The following is a 26,048-nucleotide window of genomic DNA, read 5'->3' as shown; positions in this document are numbered from 1 at the left end:
ATTGCGATATAAAAAGTCCGTTTTAGCTGCCCTTTGTGGTACTGCGTTTTTCGTTTGTCAGGTTCAGGCAGCGAAATTATCCATCCTGATTGATGACTTTGGTTATCGCCAGCATGAGGAAAACCAGGTACTTCAGATGCCAAAAGCGGTATCCGTTGCGATTTTCCCTAATGCGCCAGATTCGCAGATAATGATGAACAAGGCACATCAGCAGGGCCGTGAAATATTGATCCACCTGCCGATGGCGCCGCTCAGCAAACAACCGCTGGAAAAAGATACGCTGACACCTTCGATGAGTGCCGCAGAAGTGAGGCGTATTGTCGATCAGGCCATCAGCAATATCCCGTATGCGATTGGTATCAACAATCATATGGGCAGCGCCATGACCTCCAGCCTGACCGGCATGGAAAACGTCATGCAGGCCATGAATGCTCACAACTTATTCTTCCTCGACAGTATGACCATCGGCAATACCAAATCGGTTCAGGCCGCTCAGGGAACCCGGGTGAAAGTGATTAAGCGCAACGTCTTTTTAGATGATGTGCAGAACGAAGCGGAAATCCGCCATCAGTTTGAACGGGCTATTCAGCTCGCCCGCAAGAACGGTTATGCCATCGCCATCGGCCATCCCCATCCGACCACGGTGAAAGTGCTGCAACAAATGCTGCCGAATTTGCCTTCCGATATCGTTCTGGTGCGGCCAAGCGATCTGCTCAACGAACCCCAGCGCAACGCCCCGGCGGGGAAAGCGACCGGTATCACGGCGTCCCAACCATCACGCAAAGGCATCAGCATCTGCCGTGTGAAACAACCGGTTCCGCAAGTGTATGCCGACAGCATGTTTAGAGTGCTGGGCGAAAGCCTGTCTGCATTGCCGGCAATACAGTTTGTTGAACGCCAATATCTAGCATGGACCGCATTTCCTAAAAAATAGGATTCACGGACATTGACGGGTGCCAGGTTCCCATTTTCGAAAAAATGGATTTGAAATATTCATACAACATATTGATATTAATGATTTTAGTATCAGAATCAAATAAGTAGAGCTTATAGAATTTGCCTCTTATAATGGGTAGCATATTTTTTTAACCGGGCTGAGCAAGGGCGCTAACCGATGGGACTAGATCGATCTAAAATTCTGCTGCTCGACAGCGGCAAAGAATGGGGAGGTGGCACCAACAGCATGTTGGAGTTGCTGAAAAGAATCGATCGTGAAAAGTTTGAAATCAGTTGCTGCTTTTACAATGACTACGCCCGGGATAACGGGGAAACAATCAGCCAGATATTGAACTCGCTCAATGTGCCGGTATTTTTCATTCCTCAGGTCAGACAACCCACCTGGGCAAAAATCAGCAAAGAAGTCCTGCGAACGCTGTTTTTCTTTAGCGGCAATTTACGTCAGAAAGCGATTTATTCTGTCGATAAAATCTGGCGTATAAACCCCAATATCCGCAAAATCCATTCCCTGCTTGAGCTCGGTCAGTTTGATATTTTATATATGAATAATCAGCCAAGTTCTAACGTGGAAGGCTATTATTCGACCGCAGGCTTACCGACAGAAATCGTGCAGCATTGCCGCATCGAACCGGTTCTGAACAAAGACGTCGTGGGCATTGTTAACCGTTTTTGCCACAGCATCATTTCTGTTTCTCAGGGTGTTCAGGAACAGTTGCTCAAACGCGGCGTGCGCAAAGAGCTGTGTTTTACCGTCTTCAACGGCATTGATATTAACCAGCCGTTACCTGATGGCATCAGGATCCGCGCAGAACTCGGCGCAACAGAAGATACTTTCATCTTTGGCAGTATCGGTTCTCTGATTAATCGTAAAGCCCACCACTTCACCCTGCTGGCACTCGATAAATTTAACCGTGCTTTCCCGGAAGCAAAATGGAAAATGGTCTTTGTCGGTGAAGGCCCGAATTTACGCCGCCTGATCCAGCAGGCTGCCGCACTGAATATGATGGATAAAGTCATCTTCACCGGTTTTCAAAGCAATCCTCTGGAATATCTGGCGGCTTTTGATGCCTTTATATTAGGCTCAAAAAGTGAAGGTTTACCGCGGGTGGTTCTGGAATCCATGTTACTGAAAACGCCGGTGATTGGATCCAATGTCACGGGAACTGCCGAACTGATTAAAAATGCAGAAACCGGAATGCTTTTCGAGTATGGCGATATTGAGATGCTCTTCAACCATATGAAAACGCTGTATCTCAACGCCCATTTGCGCAGTGAAATCGCTACGCAGGCAAACCTCACTGTCCGCGAAAAATTTGCGATTGAAAAATATGTCTCTGGCGTGGAAACCGTTTTGAGCAGCGTTAAAAAGAAACAAGGCTGAACATGTTCAAATTTCTAAATTCTAAATATCGTCATATTCTTTCACGCCACAATCTGCCTTATGCCGATACCGTCAAGGCAGGCGCGCCAAAGAATAATATCACCTCTGTCGTCATTCCTTCCGCGGGTGCTGACTACATTGAAGAAGCCTGTTTATGCGCGGAATTTGCCAACAAATTCGCGACACAATTGCAGGAAATTGTCATTGTGACCGATCAGGATGCCAGCCTGTTCCGGCCTCTGCCTGAAAAAGTTCGCATCGTGACACTGAATCCCGAAACTAAATCCGGCGATTATCGCTATAAACAAATTTATCTTAGCCGTCTGATCAAACTGCTGGCGCCTTTGCAGGCTAAAACTGATGGCATTTTGATGATCGACTCTGATCTGAATCTGCTGAAAATGCCTGAAATTCAGCTGCATGAAAATCATATTTATTCGAGTTTCCGTCAGGGCAAAATGATTGCCAAACTCGGGGATTGTGACCCTGAAATTATTCCAGCGTATTACAAAGACAGCGTACGGCCTTATATCGTTGACCACGTCAACGGCGCATTTTTAGCGGCGACGCGTAAAACCTGGGAACGTTTGTGCCCGTTGTGGATTATGTTTTTCAGAGATACCTGGAATATCCTGCCAGATAATCAGCCACCGACCGATCAGCTGCCCCTGGCGGCGATGCTCGACACTCTGGACATTAAAAGCGTGAACCTCGGCGACTGGATGAACTGGCCGGTATCGAAAAAAATCGGCGGCACGCCTTCGGTGATTCCGAAAGAGGTCATTGGCGCGCACGGCGGTTTCCCGCTGACCGAATGGCAAAAGTATCTGGCCTCGCCAGATAATGAACTGCTGTTTAAAGGCCAGGATTACACCCGCAAAGTGCGATATCTGACGGATGCAGAGAAACAAAAGGCAGAACCGGAAGCCTGAACACTCCCGTTAGCCAGAAAAAAGCCCGCTGTTGTGGACTGACCCCATAAAGTTGGACAGTTCATGTTAAGCGGGCTTTTTCATCTCTGCGAAAAATCAGATCACCAGTTAAGGATGACCTTTCCGGAATGACCGGAGCGCATCGCATCAAACCCTTTCTGGAATTCATCAATCGGGAAATGGTGAGTGATTAACGGAGTGAGATCCAGCCCGGACTGAATGAGCGCCGCCATTTTGTACCAGGTTTCAAACATTTCCCGGCCATAGATCCCTTTGATAAACAACCCTTTGAAAATCACCTGATTCCAGTCGATGGCCATTTCTGCAGAAGGAATGCCGAGCATGGCAATTCGCCCGCCGTGATTCATCGCACTGAGCATGCTGCGAAATGCTGCCGGTGCGCCGGACATTTCCAGCCCGACATCAAACCCTTCCGTCATCCCCAACTCTTCCATGACATCCGGCAGGCTTTGCTGACTGACATTGACCGCCCGCGTTACACCCATTTTGCGCGCAAGTTCGAGCCGGTATTCGTTCATGTCAGTGATCACAACATGACGCGCGCCAACGTGTTTGCAGATAGCAGCAGCCATGATACCAATCGGACCAGCGCCGCTTATCAGGACATCTTCTCCGACTAAATCAAAAGACAGCGCGGTATGAACTGCGTTGCCCAGCGGGTCGAAAATGGCCGCCAGATCATCAGAAATATTGTCCGGGATTTTGAACGCATTGAACGCCGGTAAAACAAGATATTCCGCAAAGGCACCGGGACGGTTTACCCCGACGCCCTGCGCATTGCGGCATAAGTGCGTACGCCCGCCGCGGCAGTTGCGGCAATGCCCGCAGGTGATATGACCTTCGCCGGAAACACGGTCGCCAATGCTGAAGCCTTTAACTTCCTGCCCGATCCCGACAACTTCGCCGACGTATTCATGGCCGACCACCATCGGCACCGGAATGGTTTTTTGCGACCATGCATCCCAGTTATAAATATGCACATCGGTACCACAGATGGCTGTTTTACGGATTTTGATCAGCAAATCGTTATGGCCCATTTCAGGCACCGGCGCATCCGTCATCCAGATGCCTTCCTCACGTTTGAGTTTTGCTAAGGCTTTCATGGAAACTCCTCAGGCGATCACGCCAAGTTTTTTACCGATACGGGCAAAGGCTTCAACCGCCTTTTCGATTTGTTCGGTGCTATGTGCCGCAGACATCTGGGTACGGATACGCGCCTGGCCTTGCGGCACTACCGGATAAAAGAAACCGGTGACATAAATGCCTTCCTGCTGCAAAAGCGCGGCAAATTCTTGCGCTAAACGGGCTTCGCCCAGCATGACAGGAATGATGGCGTGATCGGCCCCTGCCAGCGTGAAACCGGCTGCGGTCATTTTTTCACGGAACATTTTTGAATTGCTGAGCAAGCGCTCGCGCAGCTCGCTGCCTCCTTCCAGCATGGAGAGCACTTTCAGCGAAGCGGAGACAATCGACGGTGCCAGTGAATTGGAGAAAAGATAAGGACGTGAACGCTGGCGTAACCAGTCGATGACTTCCTGACGAGCTGCGGTATAACCACCGGAAGCTCCGCCCAGCGCTTTACCGAGCGTTCCGGTGATGATGTCTACCCGCCCCATCACGTCACAATATTCGTGAGTACCGCGCCCTTCGGCACCGACAAAACCGACAGCATGGGAATCATCGACCATCACCAGCGCGTCAAATCGTTCTGCCAAATCGCAGACACCTTTCAGGTTAGCAATCACACCATCCATGGAAAACACGCCGTCGGTGGCGACCAGAATATGCCGGGCACCGTCGTCTTTCGCCTGCTGCAAACGGGCTTCGAGTTCGTCCATATTATTGTTGGCATAGCGGTAGCGTTTCGCTTTGCACAACCGGACGCCGTCGATAATTGATGCGTGATTCAGCGCATCCGAAATGATGGCGTCTTCTTCGCCCAGCAGCGTTTCGAATAATCCGCCGTTGGCATCAAAACAGGAGGAATAAAGGATCGCGTCGTCCATACCGAGAAAATCGGCCAGGCGGTGTTCGAGTTCTTTATGGGCATCTTGTGTACCGCAGATAAAACGCACCGACGCCATGCCAAAACCGTGGCTGTCGAGCCCTTCTTTAGCGGCCCTGATGAGCGCCGGATGGTTAGCTAATCCGAGATAGTTGTTGGCGCAGAAATTGATGACCGGCTTGCCACCCGCGACAGAGACTTCAGCCTGCTGAGGCGTGGTGAGTATACGTTCTTCTTTAAACAGTCCTTCAACCCGCGCCTGATCGAGCTGGTCTTCCAACTGCCGATAAAACGAAACAGACATACAGTATTCTCCTGAAATGACTCATTCACGGAATACATTACTAATCTGAATACGAAATAACGATGGAACCGCTCACAATATCTTTGTTTTGCAGCATAGTTCACGCCTTACGGTCTGAAACACAAGAATGCGTGTTATCGGACACCTTCCCAATGTGAGCTTCATAATGAAGTGTTATGATATTACCCAATTACAGGCTGCGCATGGTGCGCGGTTCTTAAAATGATTAAAGGTGGATCCCATGATAATCGTCACTGGCGGCGCTGGTTTTATCGGCAGCAATATTATTAAATCGCTCAATGATATGGGATACCGCGATATTCTGGTGGTCGATAACCTGAAAGACGGCACCAAATTCGTCAATCTGGTTGATCTGGATATTGCGGATTATTGTGATAAAGAAGATTTCATCGCCAGTATCGTTGCAGGCGATGATTTAGGTGATATTGACGCCATTTTCCACGAAGGCGCCTGTTCGTCCACCACCGAGTGGGACGGAAAGTACATGATGGACAACAACTATCAGTACTCTAAAGATATCCTGCATTATTGTCTGGATCGCAGTATTCCTTTCCTTTACGCCTCTTCCGCGGCAACTTACGGCAGCCAGAGCACCAGCTTTGTTGAAGATCGTAAATATGAGCAGCCACTGAACGTCTATGGCTATTCTAAATTCCTTTTTGACCAGTATGTTCGCGAAATTCTGCCACACGCAGAATCGCAGATTTGTGGTTTCCGTTACTTCAACGTTTACGGACCACGCGAAGGCCATAAAGGCAGCATGGCCAGCGTCGCGTTCCACCTGAACAACCAGATCAACGCCGGCGAGAACCCGAAATTGTTCTCCGGCAGCGAAGGCTTCAAACGCGATTTCATCTACGTGGGCGATGTGGCTGCGGTGAACCTGTGGTTCTGGCAGAACGGCGTTTCCGGTATTTTCAACTGCGGTACCGGTCGTTCAGAATCCTTCCAGGCGGTGGCGGACGCGGTCGTGGCGTACCACAAATCTGGCGATATCGAATACATTCCTTTCCCGGAAAAACTGAAAGGCCGTTATCAGTCCTTCACTCAGGCCGATATGACCGCGCTGCGTAATGCCGGTTATGACAAACCTTTCAAAACGGTTGCTGAAGGCGTGACGGAATACATGAGCTGGCTTAACCGCACAGTTTAAGCCCTGCACATTGAGGAATGGATTAACGGTATGAAAATACTGGTAATTGGGCCGTCATGGGTCGGTGACATGATGATGTCTCAAAGTCTTTACCGCACCCTGAAAGCTGCGCACCCGCAAGCACAAATTGACGTGATGGCACCTGCATGGTGCCGTCCCTTGCTCGACCGGATGCCGGAAGTGAATCAGGCGCTGGCGATGCCATTGGGTCATGGCGCACTGGAACTTGGCGAGCGTCGTCGTCTGGGCGTTTCATTGCGCGATACGCATTATGACCGCGCTTATGTCTTGCCTAACTCTTTTAAATCAGCGCTGGTTCCGTTCTTTGCGCGCATTCCTCAGCGCACTGGCTGGCGTGGCGAAATGCGCTATGGCTTGCTCAATGATTTACGGGTCCTCGATAAAGCCGCATTTCCGCTGATGGTTCAGCGCTACGCGGCGCTCGGCTACGAAGCCGGAAAAATCAAAACTGCGGCCGACCTTCCACAACCCATTCTGTGGCCAAAACTGCAGGTCACTGAAGCCGAAATCGCGGCCGTCAAAATCGCCTTTGCTGTCGATAATTCACGCCCGTTGATTGGCTTTTGTCCGGGTGCTGAATTCGGCCCGGCCAAACGCTGGCCGCATTATCACTACGCCGTACTGGCTGAAAAACTGATCAGCGAAGGCTATCAGGTCGTGCTGTTTGGCTCGGCAAAAGACAATGCCGCCGGAGAGCAAATCCGTCTGGCACTGACTGAAAGTGCTCAAGCTTTCTGCCTGAATCTTGCGGGTAAAACTTCTCTGGATCAGGCTGTGGTGATGATCGCGGCCTGTCAGGCTGTGGTCAGCAATGATTCTGGTCTGATGCATGTCGCTGCTGCGCTGGATAAACCGCTGGTGGCACTCTACGGGCCGAGCAGCCCGGACTTCACTCCGCCACTCAGCCATCAGGCGAAAGTTATCCGCCTGATCACCGGCTACCATAAAGTCCGCAAAGGCGATGCCGAAGAAGGCTATCACCAGAGTCTGATTGATATTCAACCAGAGCAGGTTTATCAGGAATTAAACCAGTTACTGAGCGCAAGGAAGGAGATTTAATGCGGGTTCTCATTGTCAAAACCTCGTCCATGGGCGACGTTCTGCATACGCTTCCTGCATTAACGGATGCCATGCAGGCTATTCCCGGGATCCGCTTTGACTGGGTTGTGGAAGAAGGTTTCACTCAGATCCCCGGCTGGCATCCGGCCGTCGATCGCGTTATTCCGGTAGCGATCCGCCGCTGGCGCAAAAACTGGTTTGGCTCTGAAACCCGTCAGCAACGCTGTGATTTCAAACGCGAAGTGCAGTCCACCCGCTATGACGCCATCATTGATGCTCAGGGATTAATCAAAAGTGCAGCGCTGATCACCCGTGTTGCCAAAGGCGAAAAACACGGGCAAGACTGCAAAAGCGCCCGTGAACCTTTCGCCAGCTGGTTCTACAATCAGCGCCACGAAATTGATAAAAAACAACATGCAGTGGAGCGCTCCAGAGAACTGTTTGCTAAAAGCCTCGGCTATGTAAAACCTGCGACCCAGGGCGACTACGCCATTGCGGCGCGCTTCCTTTCACATTTACCTGACGATGCCGGTCAGTATCTGGTCTTTCTCCATGCGACCACCCGTGCAGACAAACACTGGCCGGAAGAAAAGTGGCGTGAACTGATCGGGATGTTGAGTGCTGCCAATCTTCGCATCAAACTTCCGTGGGGCGCTGAGCATGAATATCAGCGCGCGTTGCGCCTGGCTGAAGGGTTTCCTTACGTGGAAGTCTTGCCTAAATTGAGTCTCGAGAAAGTGGCTGAGGTGTTAGCCGGTGCGCAAGCCGTGATTTCAGTGGATACCGGACTCAGCCATCTGACTGCGGCGCTGGATCGCCCGAATATCACCCTCTACGGTCCGACCGATCCGGGTTTGATTGGCGGGTACGGGAAGAATCAGTTTGTCCTGAAAGCAGAAAACAACTCGCTGGAGGCTCTTCCGGCGGAACGCGTTTTTGAGCAACTCAACGATGTTATTTCTGCCAATAAGGAAATGAACTGACCATGAGCTATGTGATTATTTTCATTTTTCTGTGGCCATTCAAAATGCTGATGAAACCTTTTCATCGGGGCAAAGGACGCAATCTCGTCATCCAGACCGCCAAAATTGGCGATTTTGTTAACATCACGCCTTTACTCAAACATCTGAAAAAATCGGACGTGTTAATCAGTAAAACGGTGCTGCCACTGGCCGGGCGCGATACAACGATTGAGTCGATCTTCCTGATTGAAGAACACAAGAAGTCTCTCTTCAGTAAAATCCGTCTGGCGTTCAGGCTGCTCAACCGCTATGACAATGTCTATCTGCTGCAACCTAACAGCATTAATGCTTTCTACGCTGCATTTTGTAATGCGAAGCACAAAGCCTTTTTAGAAACCTATGTGCGTAAGTGGTATCACAGGATGTTCTTTGCCACAGCCAACGTGGTTCGTCAGCACGGTAAGTATGACCTCGCTTTAGAAAACTACCTGAAACTGGCTGATCCCGCGCTGACGGCTGACAGTTACCACTCGCATGCCACGCTGCCGTTATGGATCCCGAAAACTCACTATCCTGTGCTGGATAAAACCGGTGAAATCAAAATTGGGATCAGTATTTCTGCGGGTAATCGTGCAAAAACCATCCCACGGGAAGTCTGGCAACAGATCATACAAAATCTGTCGAATCTGAACTGTCAGTTCATCGTGTTCGGTCCGGCTAATGAACAGCCTTATCTGGATGCTTTGCTTGAAATATTAAGTGAAGAGGAAAAATCACGCATCGTGAGCCTCATCGGTCAGATGCCGTTAGAAGATGTGCCTTTTGCGCTAGGTCAACTTGATGCTTATATCGCCTCAGATTCAGGAAATGCCTATATAGCAGATTCACAAAAAACGCCTATCATCTGCTTTACCGGCCCATGTTGTAAGGAAGAACAGCGTCCGTTAGGCAAGGTGCTGTTTATTGAACCTGAAAACTTTGAACCTGCTTCGTTTGTTTTTGAAACCAGAACCCGTTTTAGCCTGACGCCGGAACAATTGTTTGCGCTGAACGAACATAAATTAAAAGCGATTCACGAGTTCATTACTGACAGCAGAGGTCAGGAGCCCCATTATGGCTAATATCTTGCATTCATCGATTAAGAATAGGGAAGAAATTGTTAACTCTCTGGGAACTGAAAAAGATGTGGTGCATCTCTCTTTCGGTATCAATGACAGTTATGCTCGCGGAATGGGCATTGCTGTGTTCTCAGTTCTGGAAAACAACCCTGATCTGCGCTTTCATGTTCATTTATTCGGTACAACACTAAGCAATGAGAGCATTAGCCGAATCATTGAGTTAGCGAAGATGTTTCCCCTTGCCGTCACCACCTATACCTTCAAAGATGAGGCGTTCCAGGGGTTGCCGATGGTTGGCCGTTACACACACGCCATCTATTACCGGTTATTTATTCCTCTCATCCTCGCTGATATCACAGATAAAGTGATTTATCTGGATGCTGATACGCTATGTGTCGGTCAGTACAATGACCTGATCACCCTGGATATCAGTCAACATACGTTATGTGCAGTAAATGATGAAAAAAGGGCGCGAGCTAAACTTTGCCCGGTGCTTAAACTGACTTCTGGTAATTATTTCAACTCCGGATTTCTTTATATCAATATCGAAAAATGGGTTGCCAGAGACACCACCAACCGGGTGATTAATGAGCTTCGCGAAAACGGGGATAAATTTAAATTCCCTGATCAGGAAGCTCTGAATGTCGTGCTGGAACACGAAACCCTGCTACTGCCTAAAGAATATAATTATATCGTCGATATCATTTACAAACGCGTAGGCCATGAGAAAGCCCTTCCTGCCGGTGTGATCCTGATTCATTACACTGGAAAATGTAAACCCTGGCACTCGTGGGGAGGAAGTAATGTGGCAGATCTCTATTACTCCTATTATGAGCGCTCCCCATGGAGAGGCATTTCGCTCGATATGCCAGTAAGTTATAAAGAAATGAAACGCTATGCTCGTGTCCTGTGGTTTAAAGGAGACTACTTAAGTAGCGTGAAATGGATGGCTAAGTATATGAACACAAAAGTATTCAGGAAAAGAACACATGATTAACCCTTGGTTATCAGCTATCAAAAAATCGTCATTTGACGATAAGCTTGCTGCACTGTTTTTCTTATTCACCACCATCTCGATTTCTTTTTTTATGCTGTCCGGAGAAGTCACCCGAAACTTTTTCTATATCACGACTTATATCGCAGTTATCTATTTCGTGTACATCACGTTTAAAAAAGATAAAAAAGTCCATTTTTACGTTTTTTCATGGATTGTATTACTGCTCGGTGTTAGCAAATTATTGTGGGTCGCATTGACGACCAATGAACAGTATCCGCTGATTGCTCACCATTATCAGATAAGCGGCAAGCGACTTATCCTGGCGGCCTTTATTCTTTATGCTATAGAGCATAATTTGCACAGATGGAAGATATCGACAGTGACTGTCCGCACGGGCATTGCGATCATGACATTGTTATTTATGATTATCTCCGTCATGCATATCGCGGTTTACCTGAAAACAGGCGAGCGTATCCGAATTAACTCTGACGCACCGACTTCCGGTGCTTATACGTTTACTATTTTCTCATTACTGGTGATGTACAGCCTGAAATTTCATGGGCTAAAACATTACAGGCTTTTTTGTCTGGTGATCATGACCATGACATTTGGCGTTCTGGCAGCAACAGAAACCCGATCAGCGGCAATCCTGTTTACCTTTATTAGCGTCTGTAGTGTGCTCTATGATTTCGCGAAGAGTTCACATACATCAAAAATGATTTATGGCTTCGCCATTGCAGGGCTAATCATTTCTGCTCTTTTATCCGGCCACCCGTATTACAACAAAATCGTTACCCGAATCGATAATCTGCAGAATGAAGTCGCCTCTTACGATGCCGGAGACCGTAATACTTCCGTAGGCGCCCGTTTCTCAATGTGGCGTGCCGGTATCGATGCTTTTGAACATCATCCGTTCGGACAGTCAGCAGACAGCCGGAATGCGCTGGCGACAACCTTCATTAATCAGCATGAAGGGGGAAATCCGGAAGCCTTACGTAATCTGCCTTTCCATTTGCACAATGACATTATTGACACCTTGTCATTACAGGGCATTTTTGGCGGGATTATTATCGTGCTGTTCTTCGCCGTATTATTGTTATATCCCTTTAAACTCGTCCCTAAAGGCTACGAATTCCTGCTTCTTTCAGTACCGGTTATTTATTTCAGTCAGGGCGACTCTCAGTTCTATAATCGCGAGACGCCGTATTTTGTCGTTCTGATCGTGGGTTATCTGCTGATGCTGCGGATGAAGACCCCAGCAGTCTCTGAAAAACAATGATTTTACGTGCCGGGCACTGCGTTCGGCGCGGTTGCTAGCTCTCCTTATTCGTGGAAATTTTGTGTCATGACCCTAACAATACCATCCGAAACCATTAAGCTCAGCGCGATCATCCCTATGTACAACGCAGGGGCGATGTTCCGGGATTTTATGGATTCACTCGTCGCGCAAACGCTGGATAGCCTCGAAATTATCATTGTTAACGACGGCTCGACGGACGGGTCAGAGCAGACAGCACAAGAGTACGCCGCAAAATATCCCCATATTCAGGTTATTACTCAGGAAAACGGCGGGGTTTCGCGCGCACGTAATGCCGGTCTGGAAATTGCCCGGGGCAAGTACGTGACCTTTCCGGATGCCGATGACATCGTCTCTCCGGAGATGTACAAAACGCTGATAGAGATGTGTGAGCAGGATGATCTGGATGCCGCTCAGTGCAATGGTGAACGCTATTTTGTCGGCTCAGAAAAAGTCAAACCGCTCATTCCTGAGGACCGTTTAACCTCAACGGGGGTACTGGATGGGCCGTTGTGGTTGAAAACGGCGCTGGCAACGAACCGGTATTTACATGTTGTCTGGCTTGGCGTCTATCGTCTCGAATTGATTAGAAAACAGGGACTGTATTTTGAACCTGGTTTACACCATCAGGACATTCCCTGGACGACCGAATTCATGTTCAATGCCCGCCGCGTGAGATACACCCAAACGATCCTATACCGCTACTACATTCACGGTCAGTCAATCAGTAATCAAAAACGCACCGGAATGAAGAACGTTGAATATCAAAGACATTATCTGAAAATTGCCAAAATGCTTGATGAGCTGAATGAGCAATATAAAGACCGGATAAAAATTTATCCTGAGTTTCCACGGCAGGTCACACGTGAAGCGCTGACGGTATGCCACTCAGTTCGTCGCGAGCCTGATCCTGCGGCTCAAAAAGCCATGATTGAAGATATTTATACCTCCGGCACACGTAAGATAATGCTCCGTAATGCCCGCGGCCCGAAACAATGGTGGCAACTATTATTGTGGCTAAAGCGCCTGCATAACTTACGCAAAAAACTCGCCTGAGGCCTTTAAGAAAGAGATGATTTCCTTACCCACATAATTCCTTTATAACTATTTCCTAAACGAAGTTATTTACCTTTCTATATCAGGCAGATAAATAACTTCACAGCATAGGATTCTTCACCTAAAATCTATTCACTATATTCTAATATCAGATAATAGAATGCCTAACTCAGAAGCCAAGTACGCAGCCTTTATCCCCAGACGAATTTTGCTGGTGAAACTCCGTCATCACGGAGATATGGTGCTCACAACACCAGTGATAAACAGACTGCGCCAGCATTATCCTGATGCTGAAATTGATGTGCTTCTCTATAAAGAAACCCGCCCTATTCTGAGCGAACATCCGTCGCTTTCACACATTCATGTCATTGACAGAACATGGAAAAAGCAAGGGATCCGCTATCAGTTACAGCAAGAATATCAGCTGCTGAAAGCCGTTCGCGCACGCCATTATGATCTGGTGATCAACCTGGCTGATCAGTGGCGCAGTGCGCTACTTTCTTTGTTTACGGGGGCAAAAGTCCGGCTGGGTTTTGACTATAAAAAACGCCGTTCTCCGGTCTGGCGGGCTGGCCATACAGAGTTAGTGACGACTGAAAATCACAGTATTTTGCATACCGTTGAACAAAATATGTCGATTTTATCTCCGCTTGGGATCCCGGTGGAGAATGCCCAAACCTCGATGCATTATTCAGAAAGTGACAAGGCTTTTTGCCAGCAGTTGCTTCTCAAACATCATGTCACCGGCGGATACATCGTGATTCAGCCGACCTCACGCTGGACGTTCAAATGCTGGGATGATGATAAATTTGCCAGCGTCATTGATGGCCTCGCAGATACAGGTCTTACGATTGTCATGACCGCGGGTCCTGATAAAAAAGAACGGGATATGGTGCGTAAAATCCAGGATCTCACTCACAACCCTCAGGTTATTTCTGTTGCCGGGCAGTTGTCGCTGACGCAACTGGCCGCCATGATTGACGGTGCAAAACTTTTTATCGGTGTTGATTCTGCGCCGATGCACATGGCAGCAGCCCTGAATACCCCCTGCGTGGCGTTGTTCGGTCCGACGAAAATGCAGCACTGGCGCCCCTGGGGCAATAATAATACGACCCTGTGGGCCGGAGATTATGCCCCGCTGCCCGCGCCGGATTCTATCGACACAAAAACCCAACAGCGTTATTTGCATGCTATTCCGGTCAGCGATGTTATTGATGCCGCCAGGAGTTATCTGCATGACTGATTCTGCTGACCAGACAACAAGTATTCGTTTAGCGATTGTCAGACAAAAGTATCGCCCGGATGGCGGTGCAGAACGTTTTATATCCCGTGCGCTGGAAGCGCTGGACGATCAGAATATCGACCTGAACATCATCACCCGTCAGTGGGAAGGCAAGCCTAATCCGAAATGGAAAATTCATCTTTGTAACCCGGCAAAATACGGTCGCGTTTCAAGGGAAAAAGGCTTTGCCGCCGCCGCGCAGCAATGCTGGAAGCAGGAACATTTCGATATCGTTCAAAGTCATGAGCGCATCCCGGGTTGCGATATTTTCCGTGCAGGAGACGGCGCACATCGCGTCTGGCTGGAACAAAGGACACGCGTCATTTCCCCTTTCCAGCGTTTCCTCACCCAAATAAGTCCCTACCACCGCTATGTCCTGCAAGCCGAAGAAGCGATGTTCCATTCGCCGGAATTGAAAAAAATCATCTGTAATTCTGAAATGGTAAAACGCGACATCATGCGTTGTTACGGGGTCGATGAGAGCCGGTTCGAGGTTATTTATAATGCTATCGACTCACAAAAGTTTATTCCTGCAACTGACGAGCAACGCAATGCCTCGCGCGAAACACTTTCTATCCCTGCCGGCGCTGTTGCCCTGATTTATGTGGGTTCAGGCTTCGAGCGTAAGGGGCTTAAACCCGCGATAGAAGCCATTGCCGCCAGTGACCGCTATCTCATCGTTGTCGGACAGGATAAAGACCAGAAGAAGTATGAATCTCTGGCGAAGCAGGCAGGATGTCTGGAAAGAGTCCGTTTCACCGGCGTACAAAACAATGTTATCCCGTTCTATCACGCAGCTGATGGAATGATTTTACCGACGTTGTATGACCCGTTTCCTAACGTCATTCTTGAAGCGATGGCCTGCGGCCTTCCGGTGATCACCAGCCAGACATGTGGCGGTGCTGAATTCATCAGGGAAGGACATGAAGGGTTTGTTTGTGATGCGCTGGATGTGGCAAAACTCATCGAATTCGTGAAGAAAATTCCTTCCCGAAGGGAAAATGCTGAGATGGGAAATGCGGCCAGAGAGCGTATTCTCCCCTATAGCCCCAAAAACCTTTCACAACAATTAGTTGCACTTTATTACTCGTTGCTGGCCTGATGCCATTCGCGCTGACATGATGAGTCGATCACACTTATCTGGTAACATGTGCCCATCTATCCGCCGGGACTATTTTCGCTATATGAAATTGACTTTCCCTTATGCAACGCCTGATAAAAGATGAATATTTTTTATAATATAATCATATATTTAATTCAGCCATTGATTTGGATTCGTTTACTGTTGCGCAGCCGGAAGTCTCCTGCATACCGTAAACGCTGGGCTGAACGTTATGGCTTCTGCAAAGGGAAGGTTGTGTCCGGTGGCATTATGCTGCATTCCGTTTCCGTGGGCGAAACACTGGCAGCCATTCCTTTAGTCCGCGCTTTACGTCATCGCTATCCTTCCTTGCCAATTACCGTCACGACAATGACCCCGACCGGCTCGGAGCGTGTTCAGTCGGCCTTTGGCAAAGGTGTGCATCACGTCTATCTGCCTTATGATCTGGCAGGATCGGTAAATCGTTTTCTTGATGAAGTAAACCCTAAGCTGGTGATTATCATGGAAACCGAGTTGTGGCCGAATTTGATCAGTGCCCTGCACCGTCGCCAGATCCCGCTAGTCATCGCCAATGCGCGCCTTTCAGCCCGTTCGGCAAAGGGATATCAGAAACTTGGCAAATTCATTCGTACCATTTTGCAACGTATCACGCTGATTGCCGCGCAAAACCAGGAAGACGGTGAACGTTTCCTCTCCTTAGGCCTGAAACGAAATCAGCTCGCTGTCACCGGTAGCCTGAAATTCGATATCTCCGTGACACCTGAACTGGCGGCAAAAGCCATTGCGCTGCGCAGTCAATGGGCATCACGCCGTCAGGTCTGGATAGCTACCAGCACGCATGAAGGTGAAGAAACTCTGCTGCTGGAAGCACACAAAGAGCTGCTGAAAGCGCATCCTAATTTGCTGCTGATTCTGGTTCCCCGCCATCCGGAACGTTTCCCGGTGGCCTGTGAACTGACGCGTAAAGCAGGACTTTCATTCATTCAGCGCAGCTCCGGGGAAGTGCCTTCCTCGACCACTCAGGTGGTGATCGGCGATACCATGGGCGAATTAATGCTGCTATACGGCATTGCTGACCTGGCATTTGTCGGCGGCAGTCTGGTCGATCGCGGTGGTCATAACCCGCTTGAAGCCGCCGCACACGCCATCCCGGTACTGATGGGGCCGCACACCGTTAATTTCAAAGACATTTGCGCCAAGCTGGCTCAGGACGACGGTCTGATTACGGTGACGGATACGGCATCGCTGGTGAAAGAAATTTCGACCCTGCTGACTGACGAAGACTATCGTTTGTATTATGGGCGTCACGCCGTTGAAGTTCTGCATCAAAATCAGGGGGCGTTACAACGTCTGCTGCATTTACTGGAGCCTTATCTGCCTGTCCGGAGTCATTAATGGCTGATAAAAAACGTTTATCCGTTGTACTGATTGCGCGTGATGAAGCCGGTTTGTTGCCGGAATGCCTTGAATCAGTCGAATGGGCGGATGAAATTATTCTGCTCGACTCCGGCAGTAAAGATGCAACTCAGGATGTCGCACGCAGTTTTGGCGCGAAAGTATTTCAAAATACTGACTGGCCGGGGTTCGGCAAACAACGCCAGCGGGCACAAAGTCACGCCACCGGCGACTATATATTGATGATCGATGCCGACGAGCGTGTAACGCCGGAATTGCGCCAGTCGATTGAAAATGTCCTGAATACTCCGCAGGAAAACACCGTTTATAGCCTCGGGCGCAGTAATCTTTTTCTCGGAAGATTCATGCGCCACAGCGGCTGGTATCCGGATCGCGTGAACCGGTTGTATCCTTCCACATTCAGTTATAACGACGATCTGGTTCATGAATCACTGAACACCGGCAGTGCCGCGGTGGTGCCATTGCCAGGCGATCTCCAGCATCTCACCTGTCGTGACCTTTTCGCTTTCCAGCGTAAACAGCTCAGTTATGCGCAGGCGTGGGCAGAACAACGTCATCAGCAAGGGCGTAAGTGCAGCTTCTTCTCGATTATTTCGCATACGCTGGGTGCATTCATGAAAACCTGGATCCTCCGCGCTGGCTTTCTGGATGGTAAGCAGGGGTTGATCCTGGCAGGCGTCAATGCACAATATACCTTCAATAAGTATGCCGCCCTGTGGGCACTCAGCCATCAACTGCAAAAGTGAGCCGTCATGAGCACTAAGGCAATTTATCCCGGCACGTTCGACCCGATGACCAACGGGCATCTTGATATCGTCACACGTGCGGCACTGATGTTTGACCATGTTATTCTTGCGATTGCGGCCAGCCCAGGCAAAAAACCGATGTTCTCGCTGGATGAGCGCGTGGCGCTGGCGACACAAGTGACGTCGCATCTGGATAATGTTGAAGTGATTGGCTTCAGCGATCTGATGGCGAATTTTGCCAAAGCTCAGGACGCTAACGTGCTGGTTCGTGGTTTACGCGCGGTGTCTGATTTTGAATATGAAATGCAGCTTGCGAACATGAACCGGCATTTACTGCCGACGCTGGAAAGTGTGTTCATGATGCCATCGAAAGAATGGTCGTTTATCTCTTCTTCTCTGGTCAAAGAAGTGGCACGCCACGGTGGCGACATCACGCCTTTCCTGCCACAGGTTATCACTCAGGCACTGATGGAAAAAATCAGCGCCTGAATCAAGCGTTAACGCTGGCAGTTCGGGCAGAAAAACGTGGTGCGCTGAGCGTGTTTCTTACTCTCAATTGGCGTACCACATGCCCGGCAAAGCTCGCCAGCCCTTCCATACACCTGCAATTCTTGCGCAAAATATCCCGGCTTTCCATCTGACTGTAAAAAGTCCTTCAGCGTCGTCCCGCCCTGTTCAATCGAACGCAACAGTACTGCTTTGATGGTTCTGACCAGCAACTCCGCTTCATCACGTTTGAGCGAATGCGCGGGTCTGTCAGGTGAAATCCCGGCAACAAATAAGGATTCACTGGCATAGATATTCCCCACGCCGACCACCAGTTTGTTGTCCATCAGCCAGGGTTTGATTGGTGATTTTTTCGTACGGCATTTCTCAAACAGATAATCTGCCGTGAAATCTTCGCTCAGCGGTTCAGGACCGAGATGCGCCAGGACATTGCTGGCCGCCAGATCAGAAGACCATAACCAGGCACCAAAACGCCGAGGATCGGTATAACGCAACACGTGGCCGGTATCCATCACCAGATCAACGTGGTCATGTTTGTCCGGCTCAGTCTCTTCCGGCAACACCCGCAAACTGCCAGACATGCCCAGATGAATGATGATCCATCCGGTTTTCAGCTCGACCAGCAGATACTTTGCCCGGCGCTGAACACTCAGAACAGGCTGATCGCTTAACGCTAAGATCTCCGCCGAGACAGGCCAGCGTAAACGCGGATTGCGTACGACGGCATGGAGTATCGTGTGACCTTTCAGATAGGGTTCAATCCCTCTGCGGCTGGTTTCAACCTCAGGTAATTCCGGCATTAATTTCTCCCTTAGCAGAATCGTGTTCAGAGTGTGTCGCAGACACCGACATCAGGCAAATAAAAGTCGCTGTGAATGGAAATCCCGAAATTCAGGCAATAAAAAACCCGGCCGGAGCCGGGTTTTTAGCAATCCACTAAAATTATTTAATTTTAGCTTCTTTGTAGATCACGTGTTGACGGACAACTGGATCGAATTTCTTCAGTTCCAATTTTTCCGGCTTAGTACGCTTGTTCTTCGTGGTGGTATAGAAGTGACCAGTACCAGCAGAAGAAACCAGCTTGATCTTCTCGCGAACACCTTTAGCCATGATGCAGTTCCTTAATACTTCTCACCGCGGGCACGCAGATCGGCCAAGACCGTCTCAATACCCTTCTTATCAATAACACGCATACCTTTAGCAGATACACGCAGAGTTACAAAGCGCTTCTCAGCCTCAACCCAAAAACGGTGGGAGTGCAGGTTCGGCAGAAAACGGCGTTTGGTCGCGTTCATTGCGTGGGAACGGTTGTTACCGCTCACCGGGCGCTTGCCAGTAACTTGGCAGACTCGGGACATGTCTATTCTCCAAAAATCAAATCAGCTCGAGCTTCGTATAGGGTATGGCCGCCTCGTCAGGCTTTTAGAGCCCATCTCAGCAAACTCCACTGAGAACCGACTCACTGTCGTCGGGTAAAAACCAATTCATCAGGTTAGAAACCTGCTGAGATAGGCTCTTATCGCCAAACCCAAGATTCTCAAAGGTGGCGTAGTATACGCTCTGTAGCGTAAGTGCTCAAGTCCCGAACAGCTAAAGATCCCAAAGGATCTTCAAAAAACAAGGCTAAATCCAACCACGCTCGGCAAAAGATACCGTTTCTCCGTGACCTACAACCAAATGGTCGAGGACACGAATCTCAAGCAGCTGGCACGCTCGAATAATCTGTTCAGTCACTTTTCTGTCCATCAGGCTGGGCTCAGCCCGACCGGATGGGTGATTATGCGCCAGAATTAGGGCTGCCGCATTAACCTTCATCGCACCACGAACAATTTCGCGGGGATACACTTCTACGTGCCCAATAGTACCAGCAAACATCTCCTCATGGCGAATAACGCGATGCTGGTTGTCGAGAAAAAGTACCAGAAACACCTCTCTTTCCCGGAAAACGAGCAAATTCTGCAAATATTCTCTGATAACCTCCGGGCTGAGCATCGCATTTTCAGCACTCAAATGACGCAAATAGGCTCGACGTGATAATTCGGAGACCGCGACCAGCTGGGAAAACTTGGCGACGCCCATCCCTTTCGTGCGGGCCATCGCGTCAAAATCGGCCATCAGCAACTGATGCAATGAACCGAACTCTTCCAGCAGATTCTTTGCCAGTTCCATCACATGCAATCCCCGGCATCCGGTGCGCAGGTAAATCGCCAGCAGCTCCTGATCCGTCAGCTCTTTCGCACCTTGCTGCAATAATTTCTCCCGCGGCGGCATCACGCCCGGCCAGGGCTCTTGTCGTTTCGTCATCCTGACTCCTTAATTGACCAGGATTGTGGCACAACGCCATAGCCGTCGTGATTTCCACCGGGTCAGCTTGCGAGACATTACGCAGAATTTTTATTGCTCCGGTAACGGAGCATCGCCAATAGCTGTCATCATTGCGCGTTATGCTAAAATGTCGCTTCTTCCAGCTTTCAACCAATCGGACAATGATGATGACGGGACTTTCCGGCAAACATATTGTGCTCGGTATCAGCGGTGGTATCGCTGCCTATAAAGCACCAGAACTGGTACGTCGCTTACGTGAAAGAGGCGCTGAAGTTCGCGTCGTTATGACAGAAGCGGCGAAATCCTTTGTGACTCCGCTGAGCCTGCAGGCTGTTTCTGGCTATCCGGTTTCCGACGACCTGCTTGATCCCGCAGCTGAAGCGGCAATGGGTCACATTGAGTTAGGAAAATGGGCTGATTTAGTGATTATCGCCCCCGCCACGGCGGATTTGCTGGCCCGCATGAATGCCGGTATGGCGAATGATCTGCTGACGACGGTTTGTCTGGCGACAGCCGCGCCGGTCGCGGTGCTCCCTGCGATGAATCAGCAAATGTATCGCGCTGCCGTCACGCAGGAAAATCTGCAAAGCCTGGCGGCGCGGGGCACGTTGTTGTGGGGCCCTGACAGCGGCAGTCAGGCTTGTGGCGACGTAGGTCCGGGACGCATGCTCGATCCGCTGGTGATTGTTGATATGGCAAACGCGCATTTCTCTTCGCGCAACGATCTGGCCCATCTGAACATTATGGTGACCGCAGGTCCGACCCGTGAGCCGCTGGATCCTGTCCGCTTCATCAGTAATCACAGTTCCGGCAAAATGGGTTTTTCGATTGCCAAAGCCGCCGCTGAACGCGGTGCGCAGGTTACGCTAATCGCCGGACCGGTCACTCAGCCGACACCGCCTAACGTCCGCCGGATTGATGTGGAAAGTGCGCTGGAAATGCAAAAAGCGGTGCAGCTTTCTGCGGGTTCTCAGCATATTTTTATTTCCTGCGCTGCCGTGGCTGATTACCGCGCAGAAATTATTGCTGATGAGAAAATCAAAAAGCAAGGCGATGAAATCACTGTGAAAATGGTGAAAAACCCCGACATTGTCGCGGGCGTTGCCGCCATGACAGAGAACCGGCCATACGTTGTGGGGTTTGCCGCTGAAACCCAGAATGTGGAAGAATACGCGCGGCAAAAAAGGATCCGCAAGAATCTGGATCTGATCTGCGCTAACGATGTTTCACTTGCCGGGCAGGGTTTCAACAGTGATTCCAATGCCCTGCATCTTTTTTGGCAGGACGGGGATAAAATTTTACCGCTCAGCGATAAGTCCCTGCTTGGTCAACGTTTATTAGAAGAGATTGTCAGCCGTTATGATGAAAAAAATCGACATTAAAATTCTCGACCCGCGCATCGGTTCGACTTTCCCTTTACCGGCTTACGCAACACCAGGGTCTGCGGGTCTGGATTTACGCGCCTGTCTGGACGCGTCTGTAGAACTGAAACCGGGCGAAACGACGCTGCTGCCAACCGGTCTGGCTATCCATATTGGTGATGCTAATCTGGCGGCGGTGATTTTGCCGCGCTCCGGTCTGGGCCATAAACACGGCGTCGTGCTGGGCAATCTGGTCGGTCTTATCGACTCTGATTATCAGGGCCAGCTGATGGTATCGGTATGGAACCGCGGTCAGACCACATTTATTATTGAACCGGGCGAGCGCATTGCTCAGATGGTATTTGTCCCTGTGGTTCAGGCAGAATTCAATCTGGTGGAAGATTTTGACGCCAGTGAACGCGGCGAAGGGGGCTTTGGCCACTCAGGTCGCCAATAAGAACCTGTTCAGCACCGCAGATTTTGACGCGATATTGAACAGATCCTTATCACTATCAGACCGTAACAACGCGAAGGGAACGAAATAAGCCGCAGGATCACAGCGATTCATGCGGCAGTTGTGCGGTTTCTCCATGGTTTTAGCCGTTTTTTAGCAAGGGTCTATTCAGACATGGCAGAGAAAGAAACGACAAAAAGGAACAGGCGCGAAGAGATTTTGCAGGCGTTAGCGCAAATGCTTCAGTCCAGCGATGGCAGCCAGCGGATCACAACGGCAAAGCTTGCCGCCAGTGTAGGTGTTTCAGAAGCAGCTCTTTACCGTCATTTTCCCAGTAAAACGCGGATGTTTGACAGTTTAATCGAGTTTATCGAAGACAGTCTGATCACTCGTATCAATCTCATCCTGCAGGATGAAAAAGATACGCTAAACAGAATCCGTCTGATTTTGCTGCTGATTTTAGGTTTTGCCGAACGTAATCCGGGATTAACCCGCATCATGACCGGTCATGCCCTGATGTTTGAACAGGACCGCCTGCAAGGTCGCATCAACCAGCTGTTCGAGCGAATCGAAGCGCAATTGCGTCAGGTTTTGCGGGAAAAGAAAATGCGTGAAGGCAGCGGGTTTATCAGTGATGAAACCCTGCTCGCCAGCCAGTTACTGGCATTTTGCGAAGGGATGCTGTCACGCTTTGTACGCTCTGAATTCAAGTACAAACCGACGCAAGACTTCGATACCCGCTGGCCGCTTATCTCCGCTCAGTTGCAATAAAAACACGACGCAGCGACAAATGTCAGATATCAAAAAGGGCCGAAAGGCCCTTTTGTTTTTCCGTTACGGCTGAATCATTTTTCCATTTTTATCCAGCATCGCAGTCAGTAATGCCGACCCGTCTTCCCCTACCCGAAATGCACCATAACGCGCGCTGGCGAAACGCTCACCGTGACTTTCCTGGAAAAAGTAAGCATCAGTCCCCACAGTCAGCATTCCGGACTTCATGTGATAGTTAACCCGCAGTTCATCAGGCTTCAAAGGCTCACCACTATCAAACCGCGCCTGAGTCACCTGCCGCTGTACATTAACGGTCACAATAATTTTGCCACTGACAGGCAGACACGGGGTCTGTGGAACAGAATCACAAACCTGACGTTGCTGGTAAAACTCCTCCTGCAAAGATCGCGTTATGGAATAATTGAGAGCCATGTAATCCCCCTGCATCAGGGAACGCGGATCAACCGGCGCAAGCTGCAATATCATCACCGCGCCCTGTTTAAGCACCTGCTCTTTTTGCCAGATACCCGTATTCACTGCGGTCAGCGTCAGCAGTATCACCAATCCTGCCAGCCATTTTCTCAGATTACCGGTTCGCATAAGTTTGCTCCTTACGCGCGGAGATCAGCTTTTTGGCTGCAAATACCAGCGCCAGCAACACCACGCCTGTGACAAACATCAGAAGAGATTTATGCAATAAGCTGACGCCGAGGAAGTAATACCAGTCAATGACATACAGCGCCAAAAAACAGCCGCTCGCGGCTAAAATCCCCTGACTTCCCTGATAACGGGCCATCAGTAACAACCACAGGCCCAGGCCGATCCCCGGAGCATAAAAGACTGCGGCACCACACAAAACCGCCGCCGCCAGATACAGCATTGCTGATGGCGTCTTTTTCACCCCAGTCTGATATAAACACCCCAATATTAAACCTGCGGCAATGCCTGCGCCGGTACCCTGCGAAAGAGTGAAATACCCTGCTGGCTGCCAGAAAAAATCGAAGAGAAGCGAGGAATTAATACCGGAAAAACACTGCAATATCAGGCCGGAAGGAATACCCCAGAGGAAAGGAGAAACCGCATCAGCCCATGATGTGGCTTTTAGATTAATTTGTTCTCTGATAATCCACAGCCAGAAAATCACTATGGCAGCGACCAGCGCTGAAACTGCCCAAAAACTGGCGGCCTGCGGTAAATACATGCCAGCCAGCAAATTGCCGGAAAGGATTAGCAAAAATGTCAGCGCGGTTATCGCCATAAAGCGGAAAGTACGATCAGGCATCGCCAGCGCCATCAACGCAAGCACCGGCAATGAACAGAGCGAGCCCACCAGGAAAGACATTTCCCAACCAGGCTCAAAGAGAATATAGAAACCAAAACAGAGGCCACAGGTTGCGGCTATTGCCCATGCCAGCCCGATATGATGCTTGCTCACGCCCTGTACGCGCAAAAGTCCGCCCGCGACAAAGGCAAGGAGCAGCGAAGGGATAATCACCGTGGCAGCGTTGGGATCATTGAGCAGGCCGACAACATACAGCACCAGCATCAGCAGAAGTAAAATAATCATCGCCGCCACCCAGCCACCGATACCCAGCGTCAGCCGCAGATACCAGGGAAGGTGAGAGGAGTGATCGTATTGCTGAATCTCTTCAATTTGCGTCTGATTAAGCAAATTATGCTGACGTAATTGCTCCGTCAGTAAAGCGATCTCCGTGGAGGAGACCTCGACCGGCTGGCGCTCATAGAGTTTACGCCGCCAGTAGAGCATCAGGGCACCACATCCCGCCAGCCATAAAGCCATCAGACAGCCCAGCATAAACAGGCCACCCACATCGTAAGAACTGTCGAACATTTGCATGATCAATACGCATCCAACGGCAGCCAAACTGACCGCCCCCAGCGTCAGCATGCAAAGATCGGGATGGCGATAGCGGTAGAAGAGGTATCCCGCCAGCAAAACAACCAGCCATAACGCGGTAATAAAGGGATAATGGTTACCGTAGCTCCAGCCGGATATATTTCCCGCCACGATGGACGTCAGCATCAACAGCAGAAAACCAGCCATCACGCGGGAGAACCAGCGACTGGCGAGCCAGGACTGAGGATTATGTTTTAGGGTCCGCAGGGCAAGCACTTCACGCGTAACCAGACACAATATCTGCACAATCAGATAGCTGTAGAGCGCAGTTGCAGGGAAATAGTCGAGACCGTCAAATGCCGCGCTGTCCAGCAAAGACATTGACACCGTAGCGTAATAGAGCTGAAACGTAAGATTGGCAAGTAACCAGGAGCAGAACCACAGACTGTTCTGTCGGGCGATGAGGGCTAAAGGCAGGAAAACAAACAACCAGGCTCTGAACAACTCCCAGCTGTCGGCGCCCGTCTGATAAATCTGGCCATAGAGGGCAAACAGCGCACCAAAACTGAGGCCGGCGGCCAGCAAGGCGCTGCGTGCAAGTCCGTCATACCAGCGCCACCAGACTACGACGGCAAGCGCAACGATCAACAACTCTGCCAGCGCAAATTTTGCCATCTTCGGCATATTTACCCAGTTCCAGGCGACAAAAAAGACGGCACCCGCGACCAGCGACAACAAACCCAGTAGCGAGAGTAATGGGACCAGAAATTTTCGCCATTCTGGATAATCAGGCCGGACACCAAAAAAATCATAAATACGCTGGCATTCCGCTGGCGTCAGGATGCGGCTTCTGACCAGGTGCTGCGTCTGGCGACAGAGAAACTCTGCCGCCCGGGAAGGCATCCATGCTTTGCTGCCCGCTTCAATTTGTGTCATGACATC

At 49.9% G+C, this 26,048-nt stretch carries 26 protein-coding genes; 18 read left to right on the top strand and 8 right to left on the bottom strand.

Features of this window, described 5'->3' with window-relative positions; translation table 11 throughout:
* The first annotated feature begins 1 nt into the window (after position 1).
* The 3 genes from UC15_RS15815 to UC15_RS15805 all read left to right on the top strand — a co-directional run bounded on the left by UC15_RS15815 (position 2) and on the right by UC15_RS15805 (position 3,270).
* Entirely contained in the window at positions 2–934 is a 933-nt protein-coding gene (locus UC15_RS15815) for a divergent polysaccharide deacetylase family protein (RefSeq protein WP_112289328.1), read from the top strand.
* Between the two features lie 180 nt (positions 935–1,114).
* Entirely contained in the window at positions 1,115–2,338 is a 1,224-nt protein-coding gene (locus tag UC15_RS15810; RefSeq protein WP_112289327.1) for a glycosyltransferase, read from the top strand.
* 2 nt (positions 2,339–2,340) lie between these two features.
* Complete coding sequence (locus tag UC15_RS15805; protein WP_112289326.1) at positions 2,341–3,270, top strand: hypothetical protein; 930 nt, start codon at positions 2,341–2,343, stop codon at positions 3,268–3,270.
* Between the two features lie 101 nt (positions 3,271–3,371).
* On the opposite strand, the gene tdh is transcribed toward UC15_RS15805, so the two are convergent.
* The gene (gene tdh / locus UC15_RS15800; protein ID WP_112289325.1) at positions 3,372–4,394 is read right to left on the bottom strand and encodes an L-threonine 3-dehydrogenase; all 1,023 of its coding nucleotides are present in this window, start codon (positions 4,392–4,394) and stop codon (positions 3,372–3,374) included.
* 9 nt (positions 4,395–4,403) lie between these two features.
* Entirely contained in the window at positions 4,404–5,600 is a 1,197-nt protein-coding gene (kbl, locus tag UC15_RS15795) for a glycine C-acetyltransferase (RefSeq protein ID WP_112289324.1), read from the bottom strand.
* 241 nt (positions 5,601–5,841) lie between these two features.
* On the opposite strand from kbl, the gene rfaD reads away from it, so the two are divergent.
* The 12 genes from rfaD to coaD all read left to right on the top strand — a co-directional run bounded on the left by rfaD (position 5,842) and on the right by coaD (position 18,319).
* The gene (gene rfaD / locus UC15_RS15790; RefSeq protein WP_112289323.1) at positions 5,842–6,774 is read left to right on the top strand and encodes an ADP-glyceromanno-heptose 6-epimerase; all 933 of its coding nucleotides are present in this window, start codon (positions 5,842–5,844) and stop codon (positions 6,772–6,774) included.
* Positions 6,775–6,804: 30 nt separating this feature from the next.
* The gene (rfaF, locus tag UC15_RS15785; protein ID WP_112289322.1) at positions 6,805–7,854 is read left to right on the top strand and encodes an ADP-heptose--LPS heptosyltransferase RfaF; all 1,050 of its coding nucleotides are present in this window, start codon (positions 6,805–6,807) and stop codon (positions 7,852–7,854) included.
* On the top strand, positions 7,854–8,837 hold the full coding sequence (gene rfaC, locus UC15_RS15780; RefSeq protein WP_112289321.1) for a lipopolysaccharide heptosyltransferase RfaC: 984 nt from the start codon (positions 7,854–7,856) through the stop codon (positions 8,835–8,837). Before rfaF ends, rfaC begins: the two co-directional genes overlap by 1 nt.
* 2 nt (positions 8,838–8,839) lie before the next feature.
* Complete coding sequence (locus UC15_RS15775) at positions 8,840–9,937, top strand: glycosyltransferase family 9 protein (protein ID WP_112289320.1); 1,098 nt, start codon at positions 8,840–8,842, stop codon at positions 9,935–9,937.
* Positions 9,930–10,931 carry a glycosyltransferase family 8 protein gene (locus tag UC15_RS15770; protein WP_112289319.1) on the top strand — a complete coding sequence of 334 codons (1,002 nt, stop codon included), beginning with the start codon at positions 9,930–9,932 and terminating at the stop codon, positions 10,929–10,931. The genes UC15_RS15775 and UC15_RS15770 overlap by 8 nt, the downstream gene beginning before the upstream one ends.
* A complete protein-coding gene (locus UC15_RS15765; RefSeq protein WP_112289318.1) occupies positions 10,924–12,210 on the top strand; it encodes an O-antigen ligase in 1,287 nt (428 codons plus the stop codon). Before UC15_RS15770 ends, UC15_RS15765 begins: the two co-directional genes overlap by 8 nt.
* A 66-nt stretch (positions 12,211–12,276) precedes the next feature.
* The gene (locus tag UC15_RS15760; protein ID WP_112289317.1) at positions 12,277–13,284 is read left to right on the top strand and encodes a glycosyltransferase; all 1,008 of its coding nucleotides are present in this window, start codon (positions 12,277–12,279) and stop codon (positions 13,282–13,284) included.
* A 160-nt stretch (positions 13,285–13,444) separates the two neighbouring features.
* Positions 13,445–14,527, top strand: a complete 1,083-nt coding sequence (gene rfaQ, locus UC15_RS15755; protein ID WP_112289316.1) for a putative lipopolysaccharide heptosyltransferase III — start codon at positions 13,445–13,447, stop codon at positions 14,525–14,527.
* Positions 14,520–15,668: a glycosyltransferase family 4 protein gene (locus UC15_RS15750; protein ID WP_112289315.1), complete on the top strand. Its 1,149-nt coding sequence runs from the start codon at positions 14,520–14,522 to the stop codon at positions 15,666–15,668. The genes rfaQ and UC15_RS15750 overlap by 8 nt, the downstream gene beginning before the upstream one ends.
* Before the next feature lie 120 nt (positions 15,669–15,788).
* Positions 15,789–17,063, top strand: coding sequence for a lipid IV(A) 3-deoxy-D-manno-octulosonic acid transferase (gene waaA / locus UC15_RS15745; RefSeq protein WP_112289314.1), 1,275 nt, complete (start codon positions 15,789–15,791; stop codon positions 17,061–17,063).
* A complete protein-coding gene (locus UC15_RS15740) occupies positions 17,063–17,830 on the top strand; it encodes a glycosyltransferase family 2 protein (RefSeq protein ID WP_112289313.1) in 768 nt (255 codons plus the stop codon). The genes waaA and UC15_RS15740 overlap by 1 nt, the downstream gene beginning before the upstream one ends.
* Positions 17,831–17,836: 6 nt before the next feature.
* On the top strand, positions 17,837–18,319 hold the full coding sequence (gene coaD / locus UC15_RS15735; RefSeq protein ID WP_112289312.1) for a pantetheine-phosphate adenylyltransferase: 483 nt from the start codon (positions 17,837–17,839) through the stop codon (positions 18,317–18,319).
* Positions 18,320–18,327: 8 nt separating this feature from the next.
* On the opposite strand, the gene mutM is transcribed toward coaD, so the two are convergent.
* The 4 genes from mutM to radC form a co-directional block, all read right to left on the bottom strand.
* Positions 18,328–19,137 (bottom strand): bifunctional DNA-formamidopyrimidine glycosylase/DNA-(apurinic or apyrimidinic site) lyase, encoded by an 810-nt coding sequence (gene mutM, locus UC15_RS15730; RefSeq protein ID WP_112289311.1) that lies wholly within the window; start codon positions 19,135–19,137, stop codon positions 18,328–18,330.
* 142 nt (positions 19,138–19,279) lie between these two features.
* Complete coding sequence (gene rpmG, locus UC15_RS15725; protein WP_004392084.1) at positions 19,280–19,447, bottom strand: 50S ribosomal protein L33; 168 nt, start codon at positions 19,445–19,447, stop codon at positions 19,280–19,282.
* A gap of 11 nt (positions 19,448–19,458) precedes the next feature.
* Positions 19,459–19,695, bottom strand: coding sequence for a 50S ribosomal protein L28 (gene rpmB / locus UC15_RS15720; RefSeq protein ID WP_004931195.1), 237 nt, complete (start codon positions 19,693–19,695; stop codon positions 19,459–19,461).
* Between the two features lie 265 nt (positions 19,696–19,960).
* Positions 19,961–20,641, bottom strand: a complete 681-nt coding sequence (gene radC / locus UC15_RS15710) for a DNA repair protein RadC (RefSeq protein WP_112289310.1) — start codon at positions 20,639–20,641, stop codon at positions 19,961–19,963.
* 185 nt (positions 20,642–20,826) lie between these two features.
* Here radC and coaBC point away from each other — a divergent pair, with 185 nt between their 5' ends.
* The 3 genes from coaBC (at position 20,827) to slmA (ending at position 23,248) form a co-directional block, all read left to right on the top strand.
* On the top strand, positions 20,827–22,044 hold the full coding sequence (gene coaBC, locus UC15_RS15705) for a bifunctional phosphopantothenoylcysteine decarboxylase/phosphopantothenate--cysteine ligase CoaBC (protein WP_112289309.1): 1,218 nt from the start codon (positions 20,827–20,829) through the stop codon (positions 22,042–22,044).
* On the top strand, positions 22,022–22,480 hold the full coding sequence (gene dut / locus UC15_RS15700) for a dUTP diphosphatase (protein ID WP_015699226.1): 459 nt from the start codon (positions 22,022–22,024) through the stop codon (positions 22,478–22,480). Before coaBC ends, dut begins: the two co-directional genes overlap by 23 nt.
* Before the next feature lie 171 nt (positions 22,481–22,651).
* Positions 22,652–23,248 carry a nucleoid occlusion factor SlmA gene (gene slmA / locus UC15_RS15695; RefSeq protein ID WP_013577628.1) on the top strand — a complete coding sequence of 199 codons (597 nt, stop codon included), beginning with the start codon at positions 22,652–22,654 and terminating at the stop codon, positions 23,246–23,248.
* 63 nt (positions 23,249–23,311) lie between these two features.
* Here the strand turns inward: slmA and UC15_RS15690 are convergent, their stop codons facing one another.
* Together UC15_RS15690 and UC15_RS15685 are read right to left on the bottom strand one after the other, a co-directional pair.
* Positions 23,312–23,848, bottom strand: coding sequence for a GDYXXLXY domain-containing protein (locus UC15_RS15690; RefSeq protein WP_112289308.1), 537 nt, complete (start codon positions 23,846–23,848; stop codon positions 23,312–23,314).
* The gene (locus UC15_RS15685) at positions 23,835–26,042 is read right to left on the bottom strand and encodes a DUF2157 domain-containing protein (protein ID WP_112289307.1); all 2,208 of its coding nucleotides are present in this window, start codon (positions 26,040–26,042) and stop codon (positions 23,835–23,837) included. Before UC15_RS15685 ends, UC15_RS15690 begins: the two co-directional genes overlap by 14 nt.
* Positions 26,043–26,048 lie beyond the last annotated feature (6 nt).

Source organism: Rahnella sp. AN3-3W3 (genome assembly GCF_003263545.1).
Taxonomy (GTDB): Bacteria; Pseudomonadota; Gammaproteobacteria; order Enterobacterales; family Enterobacteriaceae; genus Rahnella; species Rahnella variigena.
Note: the sequence above shows the minus strand (reverse complement) of the source record. Positions and strands in the feature narration are given on the sequence as shown.